This is a genomic window from Caballeronia sp. LZ019 (assembly GCF_031450825.1).
Lineage (GTDB): Bacteria > Pseudomonadota > Gammaproteobacteria > Burkholderiales > Burkholderiaceae > Caballeronia.
This window is the reverse complement of record NZ_JARTVZ010000005.1, coordinates 2660261-2683077: the sequence shown is the minus strand read 5'-3', so window position 1 is coordinate 2683077 and position 22817 is coordinate 2660261. Positions and strand designations below refer to the sequence as shown.

The following is a 22817-nucleotide window of genomic DNA, read 5'->3' as shown; positions in this document are numbered from 1 at the left end:
ATGACGACTGCGCGCGAGGCCGCTGCCGGGAGCAGCGGCGGCCTCGCTGTTCATGCTGCGCTGTCGCTTCGCGGACGGCTGCCGTCTCGCGCGACAACCGTGCATAGCGTTTCGAGCAATTGATTGAAGTCGAGCGGCTTCGCCAGATGCGCGTCGAATCCCGCGTTTTTCGCGGCCTGCACGTCTTCCTCGCGGCTGTGTCCTGTGAAGGCTATGGCGGAAACGCTCGCCCATCGGGGGTCCGCGCGCATGCGGCGCATGAGTTCATAGCCGTTCATGCCGGGCAACGAGATATCGGACAGCACCACGTCGATGGTTCGCTCCGCCTGCAGTTCCAGTGCTTCGGGCGCGCTCGTCACGCCCGTCACCGACGCGCCCTCCAGTTCCAGCAGCGTCGTCAGCGAAGCGACCGACTCGCGGTCATCGTCAACAAGCAAAATCTGCAAGCCCGCAATCGTCTCGCCGCCCTTGCCGCGACGCTCGAGATACGCGCTCTCGTCTTCCATTCTCGGAAGCCAGACGGTCATGGTCGCGCCGAGACCGGGCCCGTCCGAGCGCGCCTGCACGCGTCCGCCCTGCATTTCCGCCAGTTGCTTGACGAGCGCGAGGCCGATGCCCAGACCGCTTCGCGAGCGATCGCGCACGCCCTGGCGGAACATGTCGAAGATATAGGGCAACGTTTCCGGTTCGATGCCCTGACCGCTGTCCGACACGTCGATGCGATGCATGCGGCCGTCGCGGCTCAGGCGCAAGTCGATGCGTCCGCCGTGGTCGGTGAACTTGATCGCGTTCGATACGAGGTTCCAGATGATCTGCTCGCAACGGGTCGGGTCGGCCATCGTCGTGGCCGGGCGCGCGGGAATGCTCGTCGTCAGCGTGATGCCCCGCACGTGCGCGTCCTGTTCCACCGTATCCGCGACGTTCGCGAAGATCGCGGCCAGGTCAACGGTGCTGAAGTTCAGCGCCAGCTTGCCGGTCTGTATGCGCGACCAGTCGAGCAGGTCGTCGATGATCTGCGCCTGACTGCGCACCGCCTGGCGAATCCACCACGCGGCGTCGCGCACCGCTTCGATGTCGCGCGTCTGCGGCAGCCGGGGCAGGATTTCCGCCTTCACGCCGATCAGATTGAGCGGGTGCTTGAGCTCGTGCGACAGCACCGCGATGAATTCGTCCTTCATCTGGCTGGAAGTCAACGCCTGTTCCCGCGCCGCCTGTTCCTTGAGCAGCGCCTCACGGTTCGCGTCTTCGCGCAGCTTGCGCTCGGTCAGGTCGCGGACGATCTTCGCGAAGCCGGTGAACGAGGCGTCAACGATGGGCGTCACCACGCCGCTGCAAAAGATGCGGCGACCGTCCTTGGTCACATGCCACCGATCGTCGTCCGCGCGGCCGTCCCTCGCCGCGGACTCGCGCTCTCTTTCCGGCACCATCGCCTGACGGTCGTTCGCTTCGTAGATGAACGCGATGTCCTGTCCGGCCACCTCGCTCTCGGTATAGCCGAAGATGCGTTCGGCGCCGGCGTTCCAGCTTACGATCGCACCCTGGCTGTCCTGCACGATGATCGCGTAGTCCTTCGTCAACTGCGCGACGAGCCGCAGCCGCTGCTCGTTGGTGCGCGCGGCTTCTTCGGCCTGATGACGCGCCGTCACATCGATCAGCGTGATCACCGCGCCGTCGATGTGATCGTCCGCCGTGCGATACGGCAACAGGCGCATCAGATACCAGCGCCCCGTCTCGCTCTCGATCTCGCGCTCGGTCAGCTGCAGCGACTGGAACGACTGCCGGACATCGTCGGCGAGCGTCGGGTAGCGCAGCGAATGCGTGATGTCGAAAAGCGAGCGGCCGAGGTCGGAATCGATCAGCTTGAAGATGGCCGTCGCGCTGGGCGTGAAGCGCTTCACGCGGATTTCCTTGTCGACGAAGACCGTCGCGATCTCGCTCGACGCGATGATGTTATGCAGGTCGTCGTTCGCCTTGGCGGTGTCCTCCATGCGCGCCTGCATCTCGGCGTTCGCGGTCGTGAGCTCCTCGTTGACCGACTGCAGTTCTTCCTTGCTGCTTTCGAGTTCCTCCGAGGTCAACCGCAGTTCCTCGTTGATCGCCTGCAATTCCTCGTTCGACGCCTTCAGCTCCTCGACCGATGTTTCGTATTGCTCGATGACCGTCGCAAGCTGCTCGCGGCTGTGCTGCAACTCGTGTTCGAGCTGCAGCAGCACCGGGTCCTGGCCGCCTTCTGCCTGCTCGTCGTCCGTCATGTGGCCGGCGACTTCATCGAAGACGACGAGCAGGAATTCCGCGCCCGCGACCTGATCGAAGAACGGCCGCACCGTCATGCTCACCCACGACACACGCGAGTCATGATGCCATTTGACGCGGCGCGCCTCCACGCTCGTGCCCGTTTGTAGCGCGCGGAAAATCGCGGTGCGCAACTCGAGGCGCAAGTCCGGCAGCACCAGCGCGATGATGTTGCTCGTCAGCTCGCCGCCGGTATGGCGCAGGAACGTGCCCGCGTTATCGGAGAGATGAACGAGGTTCGAGTCGCGATCGATGACCACGCTCGGCGGCGCGTATTGCTCCAGCGCCCGCTGATGCAGTTCCGCATACGAGAAGCTGCGCTGCGCCGGGCTTGGCGGCGGCTGATGCATCGCCGACGCGCCGGCGCGCTCCTCCACCTTGGCCGCGCCCGTGTGAAGCGGCGGAAAGTTGACAGCCGGCTTCGCGCGATTGGCGACTGCCTTCGCCCGATAGATGCGGTTTTTCTTGTCGACGACGGCGAAGAGATCGTCGGCGGCGTCGGCCGATTCCGCCGTGCCGAGGAAAAGCACGCCGTTCGGCCGCAGTGCGAAATGGAACAATTCGAGAATCTGCCGCTGCACCGTGCGATCGAGATAGATCAGCACGTTGCGGCAGGAAATCACGTCGAGATGCGAGAACGGCGGATCGCGCATCAGACTGTGCGCGGCAAAGAGGATGCGCTCGCGCACCGCCTTGACGATCTGGTAGTGACCGCCCTCTTTCACGAAATACCGCTGCAGCAAGTCCGGCGGCACGTCGCTCGCGATCGACACGGGATACCTGCCGGTTCGCGCACGCACGATCGCAACTTCGTCGATGTCGGTGGCGAAGACCTGAATTGTCCGGGTCGACGACGCGGCATCGCGCGCGCGCGCCAGTTGCAGCGACAGCGAGTAGGCTTCCTCGCCCGTCGAGCAGCCCGCGACCCACACGCGGACCTGCGTTTCGTTCGCGCCGCCGGTGTGCTCGCTGAAAAGCCCGCCGATGACTTCGCGCTCGAGCGAATCGAACGCGTCGCGATCGCGGAAGAACTGGGTGACGCCGATGAGCATGTCGGCCAGCAAGGCGGTAGCTTCCTCGCCGTTGGCGCGCAGGAAGTCGCGATACGCGAGCAGATCGCGCTGACCGTTCACCTGCATGCGTCGCTCGATACGCCGCAACACGGTGGCGCGCTTATAGGGCCGGAAGTCGTGGCCCGTACGCACGCGCAGATGCATCAGGATATCGGCGAGCGCGCGCTCCGGGCCGTCGTTCGCTAAGCGGCGCGCGTCCGGCGGCGCGCTCAGCGCTTCGATCTGCTGCGCACGGATGAGCCGGGCGTCGTTCCACAGGTCGAGCAGGCGCTGCGGCAGCTCGGGTGCGGGCAGCGCGATATCGACGTGGTTCGTCGCGATCGCCTGCCGCGGCATCTCGGGATATTCGGCATCGTCCGGTGTCTGGGCGAGCGTGATGCCGCCCGCTTCCCTGATGCGGCTCAGGCCCGACGCACCATCCGCGCCGGACCCGGACAGCACGACGCCGATGGCGTGCGCGCCATGCGCATCGGCAAGCGTCCGGAAGAAATGATCGATGGTGAACAGCGCGGATTTCGAAGTATCGCGCCCGCTGACGCGAAGGCAGCCGTCGGACATCTCGAGCTGCTTGCCGGGCGCGATCACGTAGACGTGATTGCTTTCGATGGCGATTGCGGAGCTGACCTGATGCACCGGCATGCCGGTGGTGCGCTGCAGGATGTCGTGCAGGTGGCTGATCCTGTCCGACGCCAGATGCAGGATCACCACGAACGCCATGTTCATGGTCGTCGGCGCATGTTCGAAGAAGGTCTGCAAAGCCTCGACACCGCCGGCGGACGCCCCGATGCCGACTACCGGGAACGGCAGATCGCTCGTAACGACCGCGCGCTCCGGTTCTGCCTTGCGACCCGGCGGGTTCTGACGTGCCATACGTGCTTCTCCTCGTTCCTGTCCTTGCCGCGTGCTGTAATCGGCGAATCGCAGCGCGAGACGCATCTGCTCGCGCGCCCCTTGCGGTTTCCATGACCCGGCGCGATCTTACCTTTTCGAACGCCTGCCAGCGGCGCATCTTTCGTTATACGACTATCTTAGATGCGGTCGAAACGGGTTGTCATTCCTTTGCGCGCCGTCGTGCGTCGCCCGCCGGTTCGGAGGGCGAACGAGCGCGAAGCGAGCGCCGTGCGCGCAAGTGAGTGAATTGTAGTTAAGCGCGGCCGGAACAAAACGCTTATTGCATGAACGGGCGCCGGGCGTTCGCGTCAGGCGTCGCTCGGTCCGGGCGTGGCTTGGCGGTCGGAACGCAGCTTCTGCCTGACGACGTCACGCCCGACCGCGAGCCGCTTCATGTACTTGAAGGTCCCGAGCGCCTTTGCGACGAAGTGCCCTTCGCTGTCACGGATTTCGCCTTCGCAATAGGCCATCGTCGTGGAGCGGTGCAGCACGCGGCCGTAACCGCGCAACTCGCCGCGCCCCGGCTGCATGAAGTTCACTTTCATTTCGACGGTCACGACGCCGACGCCGTCGCCTGCCACGCTGCGCGCCGCGATGGCCAGCGCGGCGTCGAGCAGGGTCATGGTCACGCCGCCATGCGCGATGCCCCACGTGTTCAGATGCGCCTCGCCGAGCGGCAGGCGCACTTCGCCCTCGCCGTCGACGGCTTTGACCAGTTCCACGCCGAGCATGTCGATGAACGGGCTTTCGAGCGCCGGGCCGTGGCTTTTCCGGGTATGTCGAGTATCGGTCATCGCAGTCACACTTCGTAGTCGACGCACTGGCGCGCTTCGCGAATCGCCGCCACGAAGTCCTTCAAGGCCAGATGCCGGGGATGCTTCTGATAGGCGTCGAGCGAGGCTTTGTCGTCGAAATCGGAGACGAGCACGACGTCGTACGTGCAATCGAAACCCGGCTGCGCGGTGCCGACTTCGAAGTGCCCTTGCCCCTTCACGATGCTGCGGCAGGTCTCGAGCTTCGCTTTCAGCTTCTGCGCATTCTCAGCGCGGTCCGCGCCCTCTGCGAAGTCTTTCAGTTTCCACATGACGATGTGACGCAGCACGGCGGCTCCTGTTGTCTGGCGAAGCCAGAAGCGTAGCAAATCCTCGTTGCCGGCGGCGCTTCACGCCACGTTCACATGCGCCGACTGGATGCGTGCGACGCCCGCCGCCCGCATGTCGCTCCATGCCTTGTCGAGCGAGCCGTTCAGGTCGATGGCGCGGCACGCGTCGTCGATCACGCTGGCCTCGAAACCGGCGGCGCGCGCATCGAGCGCGGACCACGCGACGCAATAGTCGGTGGCGAGACCCGCGAGCCAGATGCGCTTCGCCCCGACATCGCGCAGATAACCGGCGAGACCCGTGGGCGTCGTGCGGTCCGCTTCGAGGAACGCCGAATAACTGTCCACGCTCTCGTGATGGCCCTTGCGAACGATCAGCCGTGCGTGCGGCACATCGAGATCGCGATGCAGCGCCGCGCCCGGCGATCCCTGCACGCAATGCGCCGGCCACAGCACCTGTTCGCCATAGGGCATCGGGATCGTCTCGAACGGCGCGCGGCCCGCGTGATTCGCCGCGAACGATACATGCGCCGCCGGATGCCAGTCCTGTGTCAACACAACGTGCGAGAACGCCCCCGCGAGCCGGTTGATGACCGGGACGATTTCGTCGCCACGCGCGACGGCGAGCGCGCCGCCGGGCATGAAGTCGTATTGCACGTCAACGACGAGAAGCACATCTTCCACAGGTTTCATATCAGTCGCATCAGGCGTTGAAGCGGCCGTTCGAGGCCGCGAGTCGGATGAGGAGCGCGGCTGGCTGCCACGCGTCGCCGTTGGGCTGTCCGGCGTACCGGCGGATCGCGCGCTCGACGTTCGACAGACCGATTGCGTCGGCGTGAAACATCGGGCCGCCGCGCCATAACGGGAAACCGTAGCCGGTCAAATAAACGATGTCGACGTCCGATGCCTTGCTCGCGACGCCTTCCTCCAGAATCTTCGCGCCTTCGTTGACGAGCGCATACACGAGCCGTTCGACGATCTCTTCATCGCCGATACTGCGCCGCTCGACGCCCTGCTCCTTCGAATACGCGACGATCATCTCGTCGATCATGGGCGATGGTCTTGCGTCTCGCGAGCCGTCCGCATAGTCGTACCAGCCCGCGCCGGTCTTCTGCCCGAAGCGCCCGGCCTCGCAAAGCCGGTCCGCGATCCCTGGATAACGCATCTGCGGCTGATCGCGATAGCGCCGCTTGCGAATGGCCCAGCCGATGTCGTTGCCTGCGAGATCGCTCATGCGAAACGGACCCATCGCGAAGCCGAACTGCTCGATGGCGCGATCGATCTGCGCGGGCAGCGCGCCTTCTTCGAGCATGAAAAGCGCCTGACGAACGTATTGCTCGATCATCCGGTTGCCGATGAAGCCGTCGCACACGCCCGAGACGACCGCCGTCTTCCGGATCTTCTTCGCGAGCTGCATCACGGTCGCGAGCACGTCTTTCTGCGTCTTCGCGCCGCGCACGACTTCGAGCAGCTTCATCACGTTCGCGGGGCTGAAGAAGTGCATGCCGACGACGTCGCCCGGGCGCTTCGTGAAGGCGGCGATCCGGTCGAGATCGAGCGTCAACGTGTTCGATGCGAGGATCGCGCCGGGTCTTGCGATGTCATCGAGCTGACGGAACACGCGCTCTTTCACGCCGATGTCTTCGAATACCGCTTCGACGATGAGATCGGCCTCTGCGAGATCGCCCCAGGCGAGCGTCGGCGTGATGAGCCGCATGCGGGCTTCGACCTGTTCGTGCGTGAGCCGGCCTTTCTTCGCTTGCGCTTCGAAGTTGCGGCGAATCGTGGCGACGCCGCGGTCGAGCGCGACGCGATCGGTGTCGAGCAGCACGACCGGCAAGCCCGCCTCCACGAAGTTCATCGCGATGCCGCCGCCCATCGTCCCCGCGCCGATGACACCGACGCGCTCAATCTTCCGCACCGGCGTGTTCGATGGCACGTCGTCGATCTTGCCCGCCGCACGCTCGGCGAAAAATGCGTGCCGCAAGGCCCGGCTTTCGGGCGTCTGCACGAGCGCGAGAAAGCATTCGCGCTCGAACGCGAGCCCGCGCTCGAAACCTTCTTTCACGCCGCGTTCGATGGCGTCGATGCACTTGTGCGGCGCCGGAAAATGCTTTGCGGTGAGCGCGATCTTTTCACGCGCAAGACGGATGACGCCGTCGGCGTTCGCGTGCCCGATAGCGCGGTCTCGCACCTTCGGATGCGGGCCGTCTTTTTCGGCTACGCGCGTGGCGAAGCGCACGGCGGCATCGAGCAGATCGCCTTCTGCCAGTTGGTCGAACAGCGCGGTTTGCGCGAGTTGTTCCGACCGGACCGGCGTGCCCGACACGATCATGTCGAGCGCGGTTTCGAGACCGACCGCACGCGGCAGACGTTGCGTGCCGCCCGCGCCGGGCAAGAGGCCGAGCTTGACTTCGGGCAGCGCGATCTGCGCACCGGGCGATGCGACGCGGTAATGCGCGCCGAGCGCGAGTTCGAGGCCGCCGCCCATCGCGATGGCGTGTATGGCGGCGATCACGGGTTTTTCGCTGTTCTCGACGGCCTTGATGACGGTGGCGAGCGTCGGTTCCTGCGTGGCTTTCGGCGTGTTGAATTCGGTGATGTCGGCGCCGCCCGAGAACGCCTTTCCCGCGCCGATGATGACGACGGCGGCCACGTTCGCATCGTCGCGCGCCCGCTCGACGCCTTCGACGATGCCAAGGCGCGTCGAATGCCCGAGCCCGTTGACGGGCGGGTTGTCGAGCGTGATGACGGCGACGTTGTCGCGGATGGTGTACTGCACGGGCATGTATCGCTCCTTGGGGTGACGCCGATGGCGCATTGTGGGCGGATGGGGGGAATAATCAAGGGGGGCGCAGCTTCATTCCTCCAGTGTGCGCGGTTCGGCTGTGGCCCTCATCAACTGTTTGAGCCCCGGCTGTCCGCGAGCCATCAGATTGAAAACCGCGACGCCCGGTCGCCGGGCGAATTCGTCGTCGAGCTTGAATTCGAACTGGTCCGCCAGTATCGGCATCGCGAGCTTCCCTGCGACAGCGGCCCGCTCCTTTCGGGTTCGACTTCGCGAACCGATAACATCTGTTCGTCTTCGAGACAGGTGAGACCACGGAATACGTCTGACGCATTCCCGTCAGACGCCTTGGCGCCTAAGAATCGTTTTCGACGTTGCCAGGAAGTCGGCATCGCCATGCTTGCACACGTGCATTCGGTCATACGGACAAGCGATGCTCAACGCGGTTCTCGGCCGTCTACAAAGTGATCGCATTACCTTTCCCATCAGTGATCTGCAGAAACTCTCGCAGCTCCGGATATTGCGTTGCAAACCAGAGCAATGCGCTCCCGCCGAACCGACGCGCGTATTCATCGTCGATTGGCTGCTGTGGTCCCACATCATGTTCCGCCATCAGATTCATCCTTACATCCTTCAGCAATCGGGAATCGACGAATCCGGTCTTGAAGGTCTTACTGTCCGGATCATAGTAGGCAACGAAGTGTTCGATCATAGGTATCCTCGGCAGGCTTGATAGGCTTCAAACGCCCGTTGTTTGCAGGTTAGATAAGTGCGGGCGTCACCGCCATACATCTTGCTCAAAGCATTGCAGTAGGTCATGCGTGCCTCGTACATCGCATCGCATTCGGCTTCATCCGCATCGGACAGACCTCGTGCCGCTAGCTTGACTGCGTCGCCGAGCGATGTCGCTGGCCCATACCGCAATGCTTGCGCTCCATCCGACAACGAGCGCGCTGCTGTCACGGCTGGCGATATCCGCATATCTTGTCTGATCGTCTCGACACAGGCCCGCAATTCGTCCTGTCTCGGCACGAAGATCAATCTGCCCTGTTTGACCGCATCGAGCACGGCCTGAATTACCTCACCGCGCTCGCGCAGTTCGACACGCAGCCCGCGGCAACAATCGATACGCCCGAGCACTGCCCGTAAGTCGGAGGTGGACGCCGAAAGAAAGACTATCTGACTGTGCGCCAGAAACGCCGCACGCGCCGCCGCCATCGCCCGTCCGATGTCGGCGAGCTCATCGCGTGTGACTTCAGTGAAATGCCGGCTGGTCGCGAAAAGGCCGAAGCGTTCGAAATACGGTGGAAGATAGAGCATGGTCCTTGCTGACCCCTCGCGTGTCGCCAAGAGGTCAACATGGTCGCTCTGGAAGACTGTTCTTCGCTAGTGACTTAGTCCGAATCTGCACTGCCTTCGGTACGACACCGCTAAACCGCCCTCTCCTCCACTCCCGGCAGCACGTGCTCCCGATACAACTCCCGCAGCCGCACCTTCTGCAGCTTGCCCGTAGCCGTATGCGGCAACTCGTCGGCGAACACGACGTCATCAGGAATCCACCACTTCGCGACCTTGCCTTCGTAGTACGCGAGCAGTTCCTCCCGCGTGAGCGTCGCGCCGGGACGCAGCACCGCGACGATCATCGGACGCTCCGTCCATTTCGGATGCGAACACGCGATGCACGCTGCCTCCGCCACCTGCGGATGCGCCACCGCGATGTTCTCCAGATCGATCGAGCTGATCCATTCGCCGCCGGACTTGATCACGTCCTTGCTGCGATCGGTGATATGCATGAAGCCATCTGCATCGATGGTCGCGACATCGCCGGTCGGGAACCAGCCGTTGACGAGCGGCGATTCATCACGCCGAAAATAACGGTCGATGACCCATGGTCCGCGCACGTGCAGATCGCCGAACGATTCGCCATCCCAAGGAAGTTCGCGGCCATCGTCGCCGACCACTTTCATATCGACGCCAAAAAGCGCATGTCCCTGCTTCTCGCGCGATACCCGCTGCTCCTCAGGCGTTCGCTGCTTCTGCCTGAAACTCAGGCGCGCGAGCGTGCCGAGCGGCGACATCTCCGTCATGCCCCACGCGTGGATCACTTCGACGCCGTATTCGTCTTCGAACGTGCGCAGCATCGCCGGCGGACAGGCGGAGCCGCCGATCACCGTGCGCTTCAACGTCGAAAAACGCCTGTTGTCCTGCTTCATGTAGGCGAGCAGGCCGAGCCATACCGTCGGCACGCCCGCCGAAAACGTGACGCCTTCGGCTTCCATCAACTCGTAGAGCGACTTGCCATCGAGGTCCTTGCCGGGAAACACGAGCTTCGCGCCGACGAGCGGCCCCGCGTGCGGAATGCCCCACGCGTTGACATGGAACATCGGCACGACAGGCAGGATCGCATCGCTCGACGATGCACCCATCGCATCCGGCAACGCCGCGCCATACGCATGCAGCACCGTCGAGCGATGCGAGTACAGCGCGCCCTTCGGATTGCCGGTCGTGCCCGACGTGTAGCAGAGAAACGATGCCTGGCGCTCGTCGAGCATCGGCCATTCATAGACGCCGTCGTGCGGCGCGATGAGGCTCTCGTAGCTCATCACCGGCACGCTCATGTCGCCGAGATGCTCGGCGATGCACGCAGCGTCGCCGAGCGCGATCCAGCCTTTGACGTTCGGGCAATGCGGCGCGATGTTCTCCACGAGCTGCCGGAAGGTCATGTCGAAGAACACGTAGGAATCGTCGGCGTGGTCGATGATGAACGCGATCTGATCCGGAAAGAGACGCGGGTTGATCGTATGGCAGACGGCGCCCATGCCGCTCACGCCGTAGTAACACTCGAGATGCCGGTAGCCGTTCCACGCCAGCGTGCCGATGCGCTCGCCCGCCTCGACGCCCAGCGCAAGCAGCGCCTGCGCGAGCCGCTTCGCCCGCTTCTCGCAGTCGCGATAGGTATAGCGATGGATATCGCCTTCGATGCGGCGCGACACGATTTCCGTATCGCCGAAATGCCTCGATGCGTGAGACAGCAGGGACGATGCAAGCAGCGGTACATCCATCATCTGACCGTAAAGCGGTGCCGCCATAGGTGATGTCCTCGACGAGTGGAATGCGGTTGGCTACACGATGAATGCAGCCATGAGGGCCGTCCTGCAGGCCCGCGGGCGCGGAATTACAATATCGTTTAACTTTGAGGCGCTCAACATGTCGTTTTCCCCAAGCAATGCGGTGCGCGCAACGACCGGCGAAACCGATGAATTCTCGTCTCACGCGCAATCCTTGCAGCGCATCGCCAATGCGATCCAGAGCGGCCGTCCCGGTTCCTTCGCCGCGCTCGGTCCCGCGTTCCTGACCCGTCTTCCCGCCACGCCCGTTCCCGACCCGTATGTCGTCGCCGTTTCACGCGAAGCCGCCGAATCGCTCGGCTTCGACGCTCGCCTCGCCTCGGGGCCGGAGCAAGCCGCGTTCGCCGCATACTTCGCGGGCAATCCGACGCCCCAATGGCCGCGCGAAGCCATGCCCTACGCCGCCGTGTACTCGGGGCATCAGTTCGGCGTGTGGGCGGGCCAGTTGGGCGACGGGCGCGCGATCACCCTCGGTGAAGTCGAGCATGCGGGCGCGCGGCTCGAAGTGCAACTGAAGGGCGCGGGCCGCACGCCCTATTCCCGCATGGGCGATGGCCGCGCAGTGTTGCGTTCGTCGATCCGGGAATTTCTGTGCTCGGAGGCGATGCATCATCTCGGCATCCCGACGACGCGCGCGCTCGCCGTCATCGGGTCCGACTTGCCGGTGCGGCGCGAGACCATCGAGACCGCCGCGATCGCCACGCGCATCGCGCCGAGCTTCGTGCGCTTCGGTCACTTCGAGCATTTCTATTCGAACGATCGCGTCAACGAGCTGAAGGCGCTGGCCGATCACGTCATCGACCGCTTTTATCCGCAGTGCCGCGATGCCGACGACTCGTACCTCGCGCTGATCGACGAAGCCGTGCGCCGCACCGCTGACCTCATGGCGCACTGGCAGAGCGTCGGCTTCTGTCATGGCGTGATGAACACGGACAACATGTCGATTCTCGGCCTCACCATCGACTATGGCCCGTTCGGTTTCATGGACGGCTTCAACGCGCATCACATCTGCAATCACTCGGATACGCAGGGCCGCTATTCGTACAGCCGCCAGCCGCAAGTCGGGTACTGGAATCTGTTCTGTCTCGCGCAGGCGCTCGTGCCGCTGTTCGGCGCGAACCTGCCGGAAGAAAGCCGCGCGGAACGCGTGGTGGAAGAAGCGCAAAAGGTGCTGGAGCGTTACAAGACCGCGTTCGCGCCCGCGCTGGAAGCGAAGATGCGCGCGAAGCTCGGGCTGGAAGCCATCCGCGATGACGACGACAAGCTCGCCAACGGCCTCTTCGAAATCATGCATGCGAATCGCGCGGACTTCACGCTGACGTTCCGCAATCTGTCGAAGGTGTCTAAGGCGGATGCGTCGAACGATGCGCCCGTGCGCGATCTCTTTCTCGATCGCGCCGCATTCGACGCGTGGGCAGTGCAATATCGCGAGCGGCTGGCGCACGAATCGCGCGATGATGCGTCGCGCGCGGCAGCGATGAATCGCGTGAACCCGAAGTACGTGCTGCGCAATCATCTCGCCGAACAGGCGATTCGCCAGGCGAACGAGAAGGACTTCTCGGAGGTCGAACGTCTTCTGGACGTGTTGCGCCGCCCCTACGACGAACAACCGGAGAACGAAGCCTACGCCGGCCTGCCGCCGGACTGGGCGAGCGATCTCGAAGTGAGTTGTTCTTCGTAGAGCCGCCCCATCTTCGTGATCCAGGGAACGAAGGACACACAAAGGAACGATATGAACAGAGACGACACTCCCGGCGCGACCGAGTATCCGCTGCAGAAAGACGATGCCGCCTACCGCAGCGAACTCGACGAGATGCAGTATCGCGTGACGCGCCACGCCGCGACGGAACGGCCGTTCACCGGCGAGTACTGGGATCATTTCGAGCGCGGCATCTATGACTGCGTGTGCTGCGGCACGCCGCTTTTCGAGTCGGATACGAAGTTCGATGCCGGCTGCGGCTGGCCCAGCTATTTCAAGCCGATCAACGGCGAAGTCATCGAGGAGAAGACCGACCGCTCGCACGGGATGTTGCGCATCGAAGTGCTGTGCAAGAACTGCGGCGCGCACCTCGGGCACGTGTTCGAGGACGGCCCCGCGCCGACCGGCTTGCGGTATTGCATCAATTCGGCTGCGCTACAATTCGAACCCAAGTAAAGGGCTCGCCGCATCGACGCGTTCGCATCGCGTTTCATCCACGCCCGCTTTTTCGAGCGGGCGTTCGTTTATCGATGCTTTATCGATGCTTGTCGCTGCTTGTCGCTGCTTGTCGCTGTTCGCTGCATCGTTTCGCACCCGCACCCTCCGATGCGCACCACTACCGGACGCCAATGAAATTCCTGTTCGATCTGTTTCCGATCATCCTCTTCTTCGTCGCATTCAAGATCTGGGGCATCTACACGGCGACGGCCGTGGCAATCGCCGCAACGCTCGTGCAGATCGCGTGGGTCGCGTTCCGTCACCGCAAGGTCAACCCGATGCTGTGGGTCAGTCTCGGCGTGGTCGTCGTGTTCGGCGGCGCGACACTCGTGCTGCATAACGACACCTTCATCAAATGGAAGCCGACCGCGCTCTACTGGCTGTTTGCCTTTGCGCTGATCGTCGCGCAGGTCGGCTTCAGAAAGAACCTGATCGAAGCGATGATGGGCAAGCAAATCGTGCTGCCGCATCGCGTCTGGGGACAGCTGAATGTCGCCTGGGCGGTATTTTTCGCGCTGCTGGGCGTCGTGAACCTGTTCGTCGCGTACAACTTCACCACGGATCAGTGGGTCAACTTCAAGCTTTTCGGCGCGACGGGCTGTCTCGTGCTGTTCATCGTCGCGCAGAGCTTCTGGCTCGCGAAGTACATGAAGGAGGACAAGCAATGAGCGATTCGTTCGACTTCGTGAACGCCGGCGCGCAGGACAAGATCGCGCATCTCGAAGCACGCCTCACCGCCGCGCTGGATCCTCAGGCCGTGCATATCGAGGACGACAGCGCCGCCCATGCGGGCCATGCCGGTGCGGCCGCGGGCAGCCATTACACGGTGACGATCGTGTCGGAACGCTTTGCCGGCAAGGCGCGCGTGGCGCGGCATCGGCTGGTGTATGATGCGCTGGCCGATGAAATGCGGCGCGGCGTGCATGCGCTCGCCATCCGGGCATTCACGCCGCAAGAGTTCGCAGAACAATTCCAATGAATGCGCGGCCTGCCGGTTCGCTCGGACCGGCGCCTGGTTTATCTTCGCTAATCTCGCCTGTTTAGGCGTCAGTTTGCTCAGTTAGGAACCTCCGATGACTTTGAATAAAACCCGCGTCTGGGTGTTGCTCGCGGCATTCGCGGCGGCTCCCGCGTTTGCGCAAAATATCGCTGTCGTCAACGGCACGCCGATCCCCACGGCGCGCGCCGATGCGCTCGTGAAGCAACTCGTCCAGCAGGGTCAGCAGGATTCGCCGCAACTGCAGCAGGCCGTGCGCGAGGAACTCATCAACCGCGAAATCCTGATGCAGGAAGCCGCACGCGAAGGCATCGCGACGCGCCCGGACGTGAAGGCACAGATCGCCGTCGCGCAGCAGACCGTCGTGCTGCGCGCGCTGATCGAGAATTTCGCCAACAAGAACAAGCCGACCGATGCCGAAGTGAAGGCGCGTTATGACCAGCTCGTGAAGCAGACAGGCGGCGGCAAGGAACTGCATCTGCATCACATCCTCGTGGAAGACGAGGCGCAGGCGAAAGACCTGATCGCGAAGATCAAGGGCGGTGCGAGCTTCGAAGACCTCGCGAAGCAGTATTCGAAGGATCCGGGATCGGGCAAGAATGGCGGCGATCTCGACTGGTCGTCGCCGTCGGCCTACGTGCCGGAATTCGGCGCGGCGGCTGAGAAGCTCAAGAAGGGCGAAATGACGGCCACGCCGGTGAAGACGCAATTCGGCTGGCACATCATTCGTATGGACGACAGCCGCGAGATCGCCCCGCCGCCGTACGATCAGGTGAAGGCGCAGATCGCGCAGCAGATGCAGCAGCAGAAGCTGCAGGACTTCGAGGAAGAGTTGCGGAAGAAGGCGGTCATCAAGTAAGCGTCCTTCAGCAGTTCATCGATGTGACAAAGCCGCCCTCGGGCGGCTTTGTCGTTCGTGCGTTCGCGCGCGGCATCACACGCTCATCGAAATACACCCCGAAGCCAACGCTTCGGAGTGCCATGACTCACGCGCCTTAACCCAGGAACCGCCGCGCATTCTGGAACACGCGCAGCCACGGGCTCGCATCCGTGGTCCAGTCCTCGGGCGTCCAGCTCATCTGCACATTGCGATGCACACGCTCCATATGGGGCATCAGCACCGTGAAGCGGCCATCGGGCGTCGTCACCGACGTGATGCCCTGCGGCGAGCCGTTCGGGTTGAACGGATAGCGTTCCGTCGCGTTCCCGCGATGATCGACATAGCGCATCGACACGAGCGCGCTCGCCGCATCGCCTTGTTGCGAGAAGTCTGCAAAGCCTTCCCCGTGCGCGACCGCCACCGGAATGCGCGAGCCTTCCATGCCGGCGAAGAAAATCGATGGCGAGTTCTGCACCTCGACGAGCGAGAAGCGCGCCTCGAACTGCTCGGACTTGTTGCGCGTGAACTTCGGCCACGCCTGCGCGCCCGGAATGATCGACGCGAGGCTCGACATCATCTGACAGCCATTGCAGATGCCGAGCGCGAAGGTGTCGGGACGGCCGAAGAACGCCTCGAACATATCCGCGAGACGCGGATTGAAGCGGATCGTCTTCGCCCAGCCCTCACCCGCGCCGAGCACGTCGCCATACGAGAAGCCGCCGCAAGCCACCGCGCCCGCGAAATCGGCGAGCGTCGCGCGGCCTTCGAGCAGATCGCTCATGTGAACGTCGTGCGCGTCGAAGCCGGCGCGATCGAACGCGTAAGCCGTCTCCAGATGCGAATTCACGCCCTGCTCGCGCAGGATCGCCACGCGCGGGCGCTTGTTCGTCGAGACGAAGGGCGCGGCTACGTCGTCCGCCGGATCGAAGGTCAGCACGGGCGACAGGCCCGGATCGTTCGCATCGAGGAGCGCGTCGTATTCGGCGTCGGCGCACGCAGGGTTGTCACGCAGACGCGCGATGCGCCAGCTCACTTCGCTCCACGCACGATGCAGCTCGACACGCGGTGCATCGTAGATTTTCTTGGCGTCGCGATAGATTTCGATCGCATCGCGCTCGTTCGGCTTGCCGATCACATGCGAACACGCCGACAGCCCATGCTCGCGCAGCGCGCCGAGCACCGCGTCACGATCCGATGCGCGCACCTGCACCACCGCGCCCAGTTCCTCGGCGAACAGCGCGCGCAGCGTGCGATCGTCGCGACGGCCGCTCGTCTGCTTCGCCCAGTCCTTCGCGTCGCCGTAATCGGATTCGTGGTTCGCGTCGAGCGTCAACATGTCCACGTTCAGCGACACGCCCACGTGACCCGCGAACGCCATTTCACAGACCGTCGCCCACAGGCCGCCGTCGGAGCGGTCGTGATAAGCGAGCAGCTTGCCGTCGGCGTTGAGCGCCTGAATCGCGGCGAAGAAGCGCTTCAGGTCTTCGGGATCGTCGACGTCAGGCGTCGTATCGCCGACTTGCTGCGTGACTTGCGCCAGGATGCTGCCGCCGAGGCGATTGCGCCCGCGTCCGAGATCGATGGCGATCAGCACGGTGTCCGTATCGGCGGCGAGTTGCGGCGTCAGATGGCGTCGCACGTCCTCGACCGGCGCGAACGCCGAGATGATGAGCGATACCGGCGACACCACTTCCTTTTGCGCGCCGCGCGCGTCCTGCCACTTCGTGCGCATCGACAGCGAATCCTTGCCGACCGGAATGCTGATGCCGAGCGCCGGACACAGGTCCATGCCGATCGCCTTCACCGTGTCATACAGCGCGGCGTCTTCCCCCGCGCTGCCGCAGGCGGCCATCCAGTTGGCCGACAGCTTCAGCTTGTTCAGCGATTCGATCGGCGCCGACGCGATGTTCGTCACCGCCTCGCCCACCGCCATGCGGCCGGAGGCCGGGGCGTCGATGACGGCGAGCGGCGTGCGCTCCGCCATCGTCATCGCTTCGCCACGGAAACCGGCGTAGTCCATCGTCGTGATCGCGCAATCGGCGACCGGCACCTGCCACGGACCGACGAACTGGTCGCGCGCCGTCGTGCCGCCCACGGAACGGTCCCCGATCGTGATCAGGAACGACTTGCTTGCCACGCTCGGATGCTTCAGCACATCGACGGCGACTTCGGACAGCAGCAGTCCGGTGACGTCGACGGGCTCGAAACTCGCCGCTTCGCGGTTCACGTCGCGATGCATCTTCGGCGGCTTGCCTAGCAGCACGTCCATCGGCATGTCGACGGGCGGCTGGCCCTCGTTCTCATCGTCGATCAGTTCGAGCTGGCGCTCGTCCGTCGCCACGCCGACGACCGCAACCGGGCAGCGCTCGCGATCGCAAATCGCCTCGAAGGCGGGGAGATCGGCCGGCGCGATCGCCAGCACGTAGCGCTCTTGCGCTTCGTTCGACCAGATTTCGCGCGGCGACAGGCCCGTTTCCTCGAGCTGAACCTTGCGCAGCTCGAAGCGCGCGCCCTTGCCCGCGCCATCGACGAGTTCGGGGAATGCATTGGAGATGCCGCCCGCGCCGACGTCGTGAATCGACAGGATCGGATTGCGCTCGCCCTGCTGCCAGCACGCGTTGATGACTTCCTGCGCGCGGCGCTGAATCTCCGGGTTGCCGCGCTGGACCGAATCGAAGTCGAGTTCGGCGGTGTTCGCGCCGGTCGCCATCGACGATGCCGCCCCGCCGCCCATGCCGATGCGCATGCCCGGGCCGCCGATCTGAATCAGCAGCGTGCCCGCGGGCAGGTCGTGCTTGTGCGTGTGCTGGTCCGAGATATTGCCGATGCCGCCCGCGATCATGATCGGCTTGTGATAGCCGCGCACGCGGCCCGCGACGTTCTGCTCGTAAGTGCGGAAGTAGCCGCCGAGATTCGGACGGCCGAATTCGTTGTTGAAAGCCGCAGCGCCGATCGGGCCGTCGATCATGATCTGCAACGGCGATGCGATGCGCTCCGGCCGGCCGTACGGCTCGTGCTGGTCGGCGGGATTGCGCGACGGCAGCGGCGTGGCGCTGTCGCGGGCGTTTTCCCACTTCTGGCGCGCGTCGGGCAGATCGAGGTTCGAGACCGTGAAGCCCGCAAGCCCGGCCTTCGGACGCGCGCCGCGTCCCGTCGCGCCTTCGTCGCGGATTTCGCCGCCGGAGCCCGTCGCCGCGCCCGCGAACGGCGAAATGGCCGTCGGGTGATTGTGCGTCTCGACCTTCATCAGCGTGTGCGTCAGTTCGACGTGGCGCTCGTAATGCTCGCTGTCGCCGCGCGGGAACCAGCGCTCTGCAATGCCGCCCTGCATGATCGCCGAGTTGTCGGAATACGCGACGATCGTTCCTTCGTGATTCAGCTTCTCGGTGTTGCGGATCATCTGGAACAGCGACATGTCCTGCTTTTCGCCGTCGATGGTCCATTCGCCGTTGAAAATCTTGTGGCGGCAATGCTCGCTGTTGGCCTGCGCGAACATCATCAGTTCGACGTCGGTCGGATTGCGCTTCAGCCCTTGAAACGCGTTCACCAGATAGTCGATCTCGTCTTCCGCCAGCGCGAGCCCGAGTTCCATGTTCGCGGCCTCGAGCGCCTTGCGGCCCGTGCCGATGATGTCGACCGTCTGCAGCGGCTTCGCGGGCAGTTCGTCGAACAGATGCAATGCCTGATCGCGCGACGCCGCGACGTTCTCGGTCATGCGGTCGTGCAGCGCGGCGGCCACTTTCGCGCGCGCTTCGTCCGACAGCGTCTTCTTGCCGCCGAGCAGCCCGCTTTTCATGACGACGGAGTATTCGACGCCGCGCTCGATACGCCGCACCTGCGTGAGGCCGCAATGATGGGCGATGTCGGTGGCCTTGCTCGCCCACGGCGACACCGTGCCGAAACGCGGCACGACCATGAACGTCTCGACGTGACCGCGCTCCTTCGGTTCCTCGAACGGGGCGCCGTAATGCATCAGCGCGTGGATGCGGTTCGTGTCCTCATCGGAGAGCGGCTCCGACGAGTTGACGAAATGCAGGAATTGCCCGCGCACGCCGACGATATTCGCATCGATCGTGACGAGCGTTTCGAGAAGACGGGTCTGACGGAAATCGGAGAGAGCCGAAGCGCCGGGGAAACACGAGAAGTGGGCCATTGTGACGATGCGTCGATGACGTCTGTGAGCCGCTCGACGGCACTCGGAGCGCCGAGTGTGCAAAGCGGCGTGAGGCGAAAGGAAGACCGCGATTATAACCCGGATGCGTCTCGAAATCGGACGGCCCCGGCGCGGACGGCCTGTCGCCTTCATGCTGCCGGCGCGGCGCGCTCATCGGCCTGTGTCCCGAAATAACCGCGCGCCCGGACGGCGTGCGTGGCGCGGCCCGCTCGGCGGTCCCCCGGCAGCGGTTTTGGCGCTATCATGGCGCGCTTTCCACGGGCGCGGCATGCCGCCGCGCTCGCCGTCCTGCCGTTAGAACACGCGGCTTCTCCGGCGCGCGATGCGTCGCTCCGGCCGTGCAATATCCCGCCTTCGGGCACGAAAAGTCATGGATGTCATCGTTATCGGCGGAGGAATCGCCGGCATCGCCACCGCCTATCAGTTGCACGCGGCCGGGCATCGCGTCTGCGTGATCGAGCGTCACGCGACCGTCGCCCAGGGCGCGACCTATGGCCAGGGCGGCGCGTTGCTGCCCTCGCCGCTCGACGTCTGGTTCGGCCCGACGTTCATGGCGTCGTCTCGCGCGAAACAAAGCGGCATGCTCGTCAAGACCGGCTTCGACGGCGCCGCGCGTGACTTCTTTCGACGGCTCGGCGGGCTGCGGGACCCGGAAGCGTTCGCGGCGCAATATGCGCTGCTTCAGCCGCTCGTCGCGTTGTCGCGGCGTTGCATCGACGAAATCGAATCGAAGCACGAGCTCGATTTCGAACAGCGCGTCGGGATGCTGCACGTCTTCCGTCATGCGACGGAACTGGAGGACGCGCAGCCGGCAATCGACCTGCTGAAAGCCGTCGGCGTGACGCACCGGTTGCTGACGCCCGAGGAATGCGTCGCGGCGGAGCCGTCCGTGCCCGACGATCCGCCCTTCGCCGGCGGCGTGCTGCTGCCCGACGAGCGCACGGGCAATTGCCCGCATTTCACGAAGCAACTCAAGCAGCTGCTCGAAGACAGCGGAGTGCAGTTCCGCATGAATCGCGATGTCGCGGCGGTGCGTCTGGAGGAGCGGCGCGCGGTGGTTGAATTGTCGGGCGAGAAGGACAACGGGAACCGCGCAGGCGAAGCCGAACTGATTTCGGCCGATGCGATCGTCGTCGCAGCCGGCGCCGATACGCCCGCATTGCTGAGCGGCTTCAGGTCGACGCCATCGCTCTATCCGGTACGCCTGCACACGCTGACCGCGCCCATCGCCTACGAGGAGCGCGCGCCGCATATGACGGTCGTCGATTCGGTGAAGCGCATCACGATGACGCGCGTGCACCAGCGCCTGCGTGTCGGCGGCGCGGGCGTCTTTCAGAGCTTCTCGAAAGCCGACAAGCCGCTCGACGCCGCCCTCGCCCGCCGCGCGCTCGGCGTGCTCGGCCAGGGCACGCACGACTGGATTCCCGGCGCGGCGCGCGTTTCGGCGGCACGCGCATGGGACGGCTTGCGCCTGCTGTCCGTGGACGGCCTGCCGGTCGTCGGCGCGACGCAGCATCCGCGCCTGTTCGTGAATGCGGCGCATGGTCCGGCCGGCTGGGGTCTCGCATGCGGCTCTGCTAAAGTGGTCGCGGATCTCGTCTCCGGTGTCACCCCCGGCATTCCCGCCGAAACGCGCGCGGCGCTCAGCATCGAACGCTTCTGACCCGCGCGGGGTGGCACGAAGGCTGCGAGCCGGATCGCCTTTCGCCGAACGTTCGATCACCTGCCCCGCGCCATCATGTCCGCTTCCTACTTCACGCCCGACGACGACGCCCTCGCGCTGCTCACGCTGAGCGAATTGCGTACGGTCGAGGCGCGCGCTTTGGCCGCGCTTGCGCCCCATACGCTGATGGCGCGTGCCGGCGAGGCCGCCGCCAACTATCTGCTCGACGCGCTCGCCCGCGATCCCGATACGCCTGCGCTTCCCGTCTGGATCGCAGCCGGCCCCGGCAACAATGGCGGCGATGCGCTCGTCGTCGCAGAACGGCTGCATCGCGCGGGGGTTGCGGTGCGCGTCTGCATGCCGATCGAAGTCAAACCCGCCGACGCACGCTGGGCGCTCGACGCCGCACGCGCTGCCGGCGTGACGATCGAAAGCGTGCCGCCCGCCTCGTTTCACGGCGTCGGCTGGCTCGTCAACGGGATGTTCGGCATCGGCCTCACGCGCGCGCTCGATGGCGTCTTCGCGACCCTCGCCGCGCGCATGACACGTCGCGCGCGGGACTCGGGCCGCGTGCTCGCGCTCGATGTGCCGAGCGGTCTCGACAGCGACACCGGCGCGCCCGTCGGCGGCGGCGATGCGGTGCGCGCGAATGTCACGATGACGTTCATCGGCGCGAAGCCGGGGCTCATTACCGCGCAGGGCCGCGATCTGTGCGGCACGCTGCATGTCGCGACGCTCGATGTCGAGCCGCTCGCGGAGCCGTCCGTCGTGCTGAACGCGACGTCGCTGTTTCGCGCGCATCTGCCGCCGCGCGACTACGCGACCAACAAGGGCACGTTCGGCACGCTCGCGGTCGTCGGCGGCGATACCGGCATGTGCGGCGCGCCGATCCTCGCCGCGCGCATGGCGCTTTATGGCGGCGCGGGCAAGGTCCACGTCGCGTTCCTCGGCGAAGGCGGCCCGCCCTACGATCCGCCGCACCCCGAACTCATGCTGCATCATGTCAACGGCTTCGCGCTCGACAGGATGGACGCGCTCGCCATCGGCTGCGGCATGGGCAAGAGCGATCGCGCGAAGAAGGTGCTCGCCGACTTGCTGAAACTCGACATGCCGAAGCTGCTCGATGCCGATGCGCTCAACCTCGTCGCCGAGGACGATGCGCTGGCCGCGGAAGTCGCCGCGCGCGGCCGGGCGGGCGACCCGTGCATCGTGACGCCGCATCCGCTCGAAGCCGCGCGTCTGCTGCAAACGGATGCCAGAAGCGTGCAGGCCGACCGCATTGCGGCGGCGCGCCAGCTTTCGGCGCGCTATGCCGCTGTCGCCGTGCTGAAAGGCTCGGGGACGGTGATCGCATCGCCGGACGGGCGCATCGCCGTGAATCCGACGGGCAACGCGGGACTCGCGACCGGCGGCACGGGCGACGTGCTCGGCGGCCTCATCGGCGCATTGCTCGCGCAGAAGCTGCCCCCGCACGAAGCGGCGCTCGCGGGCGTCTATCTGCATGGACTGGCGGCACAGACGCTGACCGAGGAAGGCACGGGGCCTGCCGGGCTGACCGCGGGCGAGCTCGCGCCGCAAGTGCGCAAGCTCATCAATCGCCGCTTCTATGCCGACAGCGTGTGACGCGTTGCAAGC

At 64.8% G+C, this 22817-nt stretch carries 17 protein-coding genes; 7 read left to right on the top strand and 10 right to left on the bottom strand.

Annotated elements, in window-relative coordinates; translation table 11 throughout:
* Positions 1-50 precede the first annotated feature (50 nt).
* The 9 genes from P9255_RS26040 to P9255_RS26000 all read right to left on the bottom strand — a co-directional run bounded on the left by P9255_RS26040 (position 51) and on the right by P9255_RS26000 (position 11232).
* On the bottom strand, positions 51-4235 hold the full coding sequence (locus P9255_RS26040; RefSeq protein WP_309790665.1) for a CheR family methyltransferase: 4185 nt from the start codon (positions 4233-4235) through the stop codon (positions 51-53).
* A 329-nt stretch (positions 4236-4564) separates the two neighbouring features.
* Complete coding sequence (locus P9255_RS26035) at positions 4565-5050, bottom strand: PaaI family thioesterase (RefSeq protein ID WP_309764870.1); 486 nt, start codon at positions 5048-5050, stop codon at positions 4565-4567.
* A gap of 5 nt (positions 5051-5055) precedes the next feature.
* Positions 5056-5358 carry a Dabb family protein gene (locus P9255_RS26030; protein WP_309764871.1) on the bottom strand — a complete coding sequence of 101 codons (303 nt, stop codon included), beginning with the start codon at positions 5356-5358 and terminating at the stop codon, positions 5056-5058.
* Between the two features lie 60 nt (positions 5359-5418).
* A complete protein-coding gene (gene pncA / locus P9255_RS26025; protein ID WP_309764872.1) occupies positions 5419-6048 on the bottom strand; it encodes a bifunctional nicotinamidase/pyrazinamidase in 630 nt (209 codons plus the stop codon).
* Between the two features lie 10 nt (positions 6049-6058).
* A complete protein-coding gene (locus P9255_RS26020) occupies positions 6059-8143 on the bottom strand; it encodes a 3-hydroxyacyl-CoA dehydrogenase NAD-binding domain-containing protein (protein WP_309790664.1) in 2085 nt (694 codons plus the stop codon).
* Between the two features lie 72 nt (positions 8144-8215).
* Positions 8216-8368 carry a hypothetical protein gene (locus P9255_RS26015; RefSeq protein WP_309764874.1) on the bottom strand — a complete coding sequence of 51 codons (153 nt, stop codon included), beginning with the start codon at positions 8366-8368 and terminating at the stop codon, positions 8216-8218.
* Positions 8369-8600: 232 nt separating this feature from the next.
* Positions 8601-8855 carry a hypothetical protein gene (locus tag P9255_RS26010; RefSeq protein WP_309764875.1) on the bottom strand — a complete coding sequence of 85 codons (255 nt, stop codon included), beginning with the start codon at positions 8853-8855 and terminating at the stop codon, positions 8601-8603.
* Positions 8852-9463, bottom strand: coding sequence for a hypothetical protein (locus P9255_RS26005; protein WP_309764876.1), 612 nt, complete (start codon positions 9461-9463; stop codon positions 8852-8854). The genes P9255_RS26010 and P9255_RS26005 overlap by 4 nt, the downstream gene beginning before the upstream one ends.
* Positions 9464-9573: 110 nt before the next feature.
* Entirely contained in the window at positions 9574-11232 is a 1659-nt protein-coding gene (locus P9255_RS26000; RefSeq protein ID WP_309790663.1) for a 3-(methylthio)propionyl-CoA ligase, read from the bottom strand.
* Between the two features lie 118 nt (positions 11233-11350).
* Here P9255_RS26000 and P9255_RS25995 point away from each other — a divergent pair, with 118 nt between their 5' ends.
* The 5 genes from P9255_RS25995 (at position 11351) to P9255_RS25975 (ending at position 15324) form a co-directional block, all read left to right on the top strand.
* Positions 11351-12952 (top strand): protein adenylyltransferase SelO family protein, encoded by a 1602-nt coding sequence (locus P9255_RS25995; protein ID WP_309790662.1) that lies wholly within the window; start codon positions 11351-11353, stop codon positions 12950-12952.
* A gap of 51 nt (positions 12953-13003) precedes the next feature.
* Positions 13004-13426 (top strand): peptide-methionine (R)-S-oxide reductase MsrB, encoded by a 423-nt coding sequence (gene msrB, locus P9255_RS25990; RefSeq protein WP_309764879.1) that lies wholly within the window; start codon positions 13004-13006, stop codon positions 13424-13426.
* Positions 13427-13599: 173 nt separating this feature from the next.
* Positions 13600-14136, top strand: coding sequence for a septation protein A (locus tag P9255_RS25985; RefSeq protein WP_309790661.1), 537 nt, complete (start codon positions 13600-13602; stop codon positions 14134-14136).
* Positions 14133-14447, top strand: a complete 315-nt coding sequence (locus P9255_RS25980; protein WP_309790660.1) for a BolA family protein — start codon at positions 14133-14135, stop codon at positions 14445-14447. The genes P9255_RS25985 and P9255_RS25980 overlap by 4 nt, the downstream gene beginning before the upstream one ends.
* Positions 14448-14541: 94 nt before the next feature.
* Complete coding sequence (locus P9255_RS25975) at positions 14542-15324, top strand: peptidylprolyl isomerase (RefSeq protein ID WP_309764882.1); 783 nt, start codon at positions 14542-14544, stop codon at positions 15322-15324.
* A 136-nt stretch (positions 15325-15460) separates the two neighbouring features.
* Here the strand turns inward: P9255_RS25975 and purL are convergent, their stop codons facing one another.
* On the bottom strand, positions 15461-19498 hold the full coding sequence (gene purL, locus P9255_RS25970) for a phosphoribosylformylglycinamidine synthase (RefSeq protein ID WP_309764884.1): 4038 nt from the start codon (positions 19496-19498) through the stop codon (positions 15461-15463).
* A gap of 343 nt (positions 19499-19841) precedes the next feature.
* Here purL and P9255_RS25965 point away from each other — a divergent pair, with 343 nt between their 5' ends.
* Positions 19842-21182 (top strand): FAD-dependent oxidoreductase, encoded by a 1341-nt coding sequence (locus tag P9255_RS25965; protein ID WP_309764885.1) that lies wholly within the window; start codon positions 19842-19844, stop codon positions 21180-21182.
* A gap of 75 nt (positions 21183-21257) precedes the next feature.
* Complete coding sequence (locus tag P9255_RS25960) at positions 21258-22805, top strand: NAD(P)H-hydrate dehydratase (protein WP_309790659.1); 1548 nt, start codon at positions 21258-21260, stop codon at positions 22803-22805.
* The last annotated feature ends 12 nt before the right edge of the window (positions 22806-22817 follow it).

Bases quoted from the DNA above. Each gene is read 5' to 3' on its own strand.
- P9255_RS26035 (WP_309764870.1), bottom strand. From the start codon at position 5,050: ATGACCGATACTCGACATACCCGGAAAAGCCACGGCCCGGCGCTCGAA.
- P9255_RS25975 (WP_309764882.1), top strand. From the start codon at position 14,542: ATGACTTTGAATAAAACCCGCGTCTGGGTGTTGCTCGCGGCATTCGCG.
- pncA (WP_309764872.1), bottom strand. From the start codon at position 6,048: ATGAAACCTGTGGAAGATGTGCTTCTCGTCGTTGACGTGCAATACGAC.
- P9255_RS26005 (WP_309764876.1), bottom strand. From the start codon at position 9,463: ATGCTCTATCTTCCACCGTATTTCGAACGCTTCGGCCTTTTCGCGACC.
- purL (WP_309764884.1), bottom strand. From the start codon at position 19,498: ATGGCCCACTTCTCGTGTTTCCCCGGCGCTTCGGCTCTCTCCGATTTC.
- msrB (WP_309764879.1), top strand. From the start codon at position 13,004: ATGAACAGAGACGACACTCCCGGCGCGACCGAGTATCCGCTGCAGAAA.
- P9255_RS26020 (WP_309790664.1), bottom strand. From the start codon at position 8,143: ATGCCCGTGCAGTACACCATCCGCGACAACGTCGCCGTCATCACGCTC.
- P9255_RS25995 (WP_309790662.1), top strand. From the start codon at position 11,351: ATGTCGTTTTCCCCAAGCAATGCGGTGCGCGCAACGACCGGCGAAACC.
- P9255_RS26000 (WP_309790663.1), bottom strand. From the start codon at position 11,232: ATGGCGGCACCGCTTTACGGTCAGATGATGGATGTACCGCTGCTTGCA.
- P9255_RS25965 (WP_309764885.1), top strand. From the start codon at position 19,842: ATGCGTCGCTCCGGCCGTGCAATATCCCGCCTTCGGGCACGAAAAGTC.
- P9255_RS25985 (WP_309790661.1), top strand. From the start codon at position 13,600: ATGAAATTCCTGTTCGATCTGTTTCCGATCATCCTCTTCTTCGTCGCA.
- P9255_RS26015 (WP_309764874.1), bottom strand. From the start codon at position 8,368: ATGCCGATACTGGCGGACCAGTTCGAATTCAAGCTCGACGACGAATTC.
- P9255_RS26040 (WP_309790665.1), bottom strand. From the start codon at position 4,235: ATGGCACGTCAGAACCCGCCGGGTCGCAAGGCAGAACCGGAGCGCGCG.
- P9255_RS25960 (WP_309790659.1), top strand. From the start codon at position 21,258: ATGTCCGCTTCCTACTTCACGCCCGACGACGACGCCCTCGCGCTGCTC.
- P9255_RS26010 (WP_309764875.1), bottom strand. From the start codon at position 8,855: ATGATCGAACACTTCGTTGCCTACTATGATCCGGACAGTAAGACCTTC.
- P9255_RS25980 (WP_309790660.1), top strand. From the start codon at position 14,133: ATGAGCGATTCGTTCGACTTCGTGAACGCCGGCGCGCAGGACAAGATC.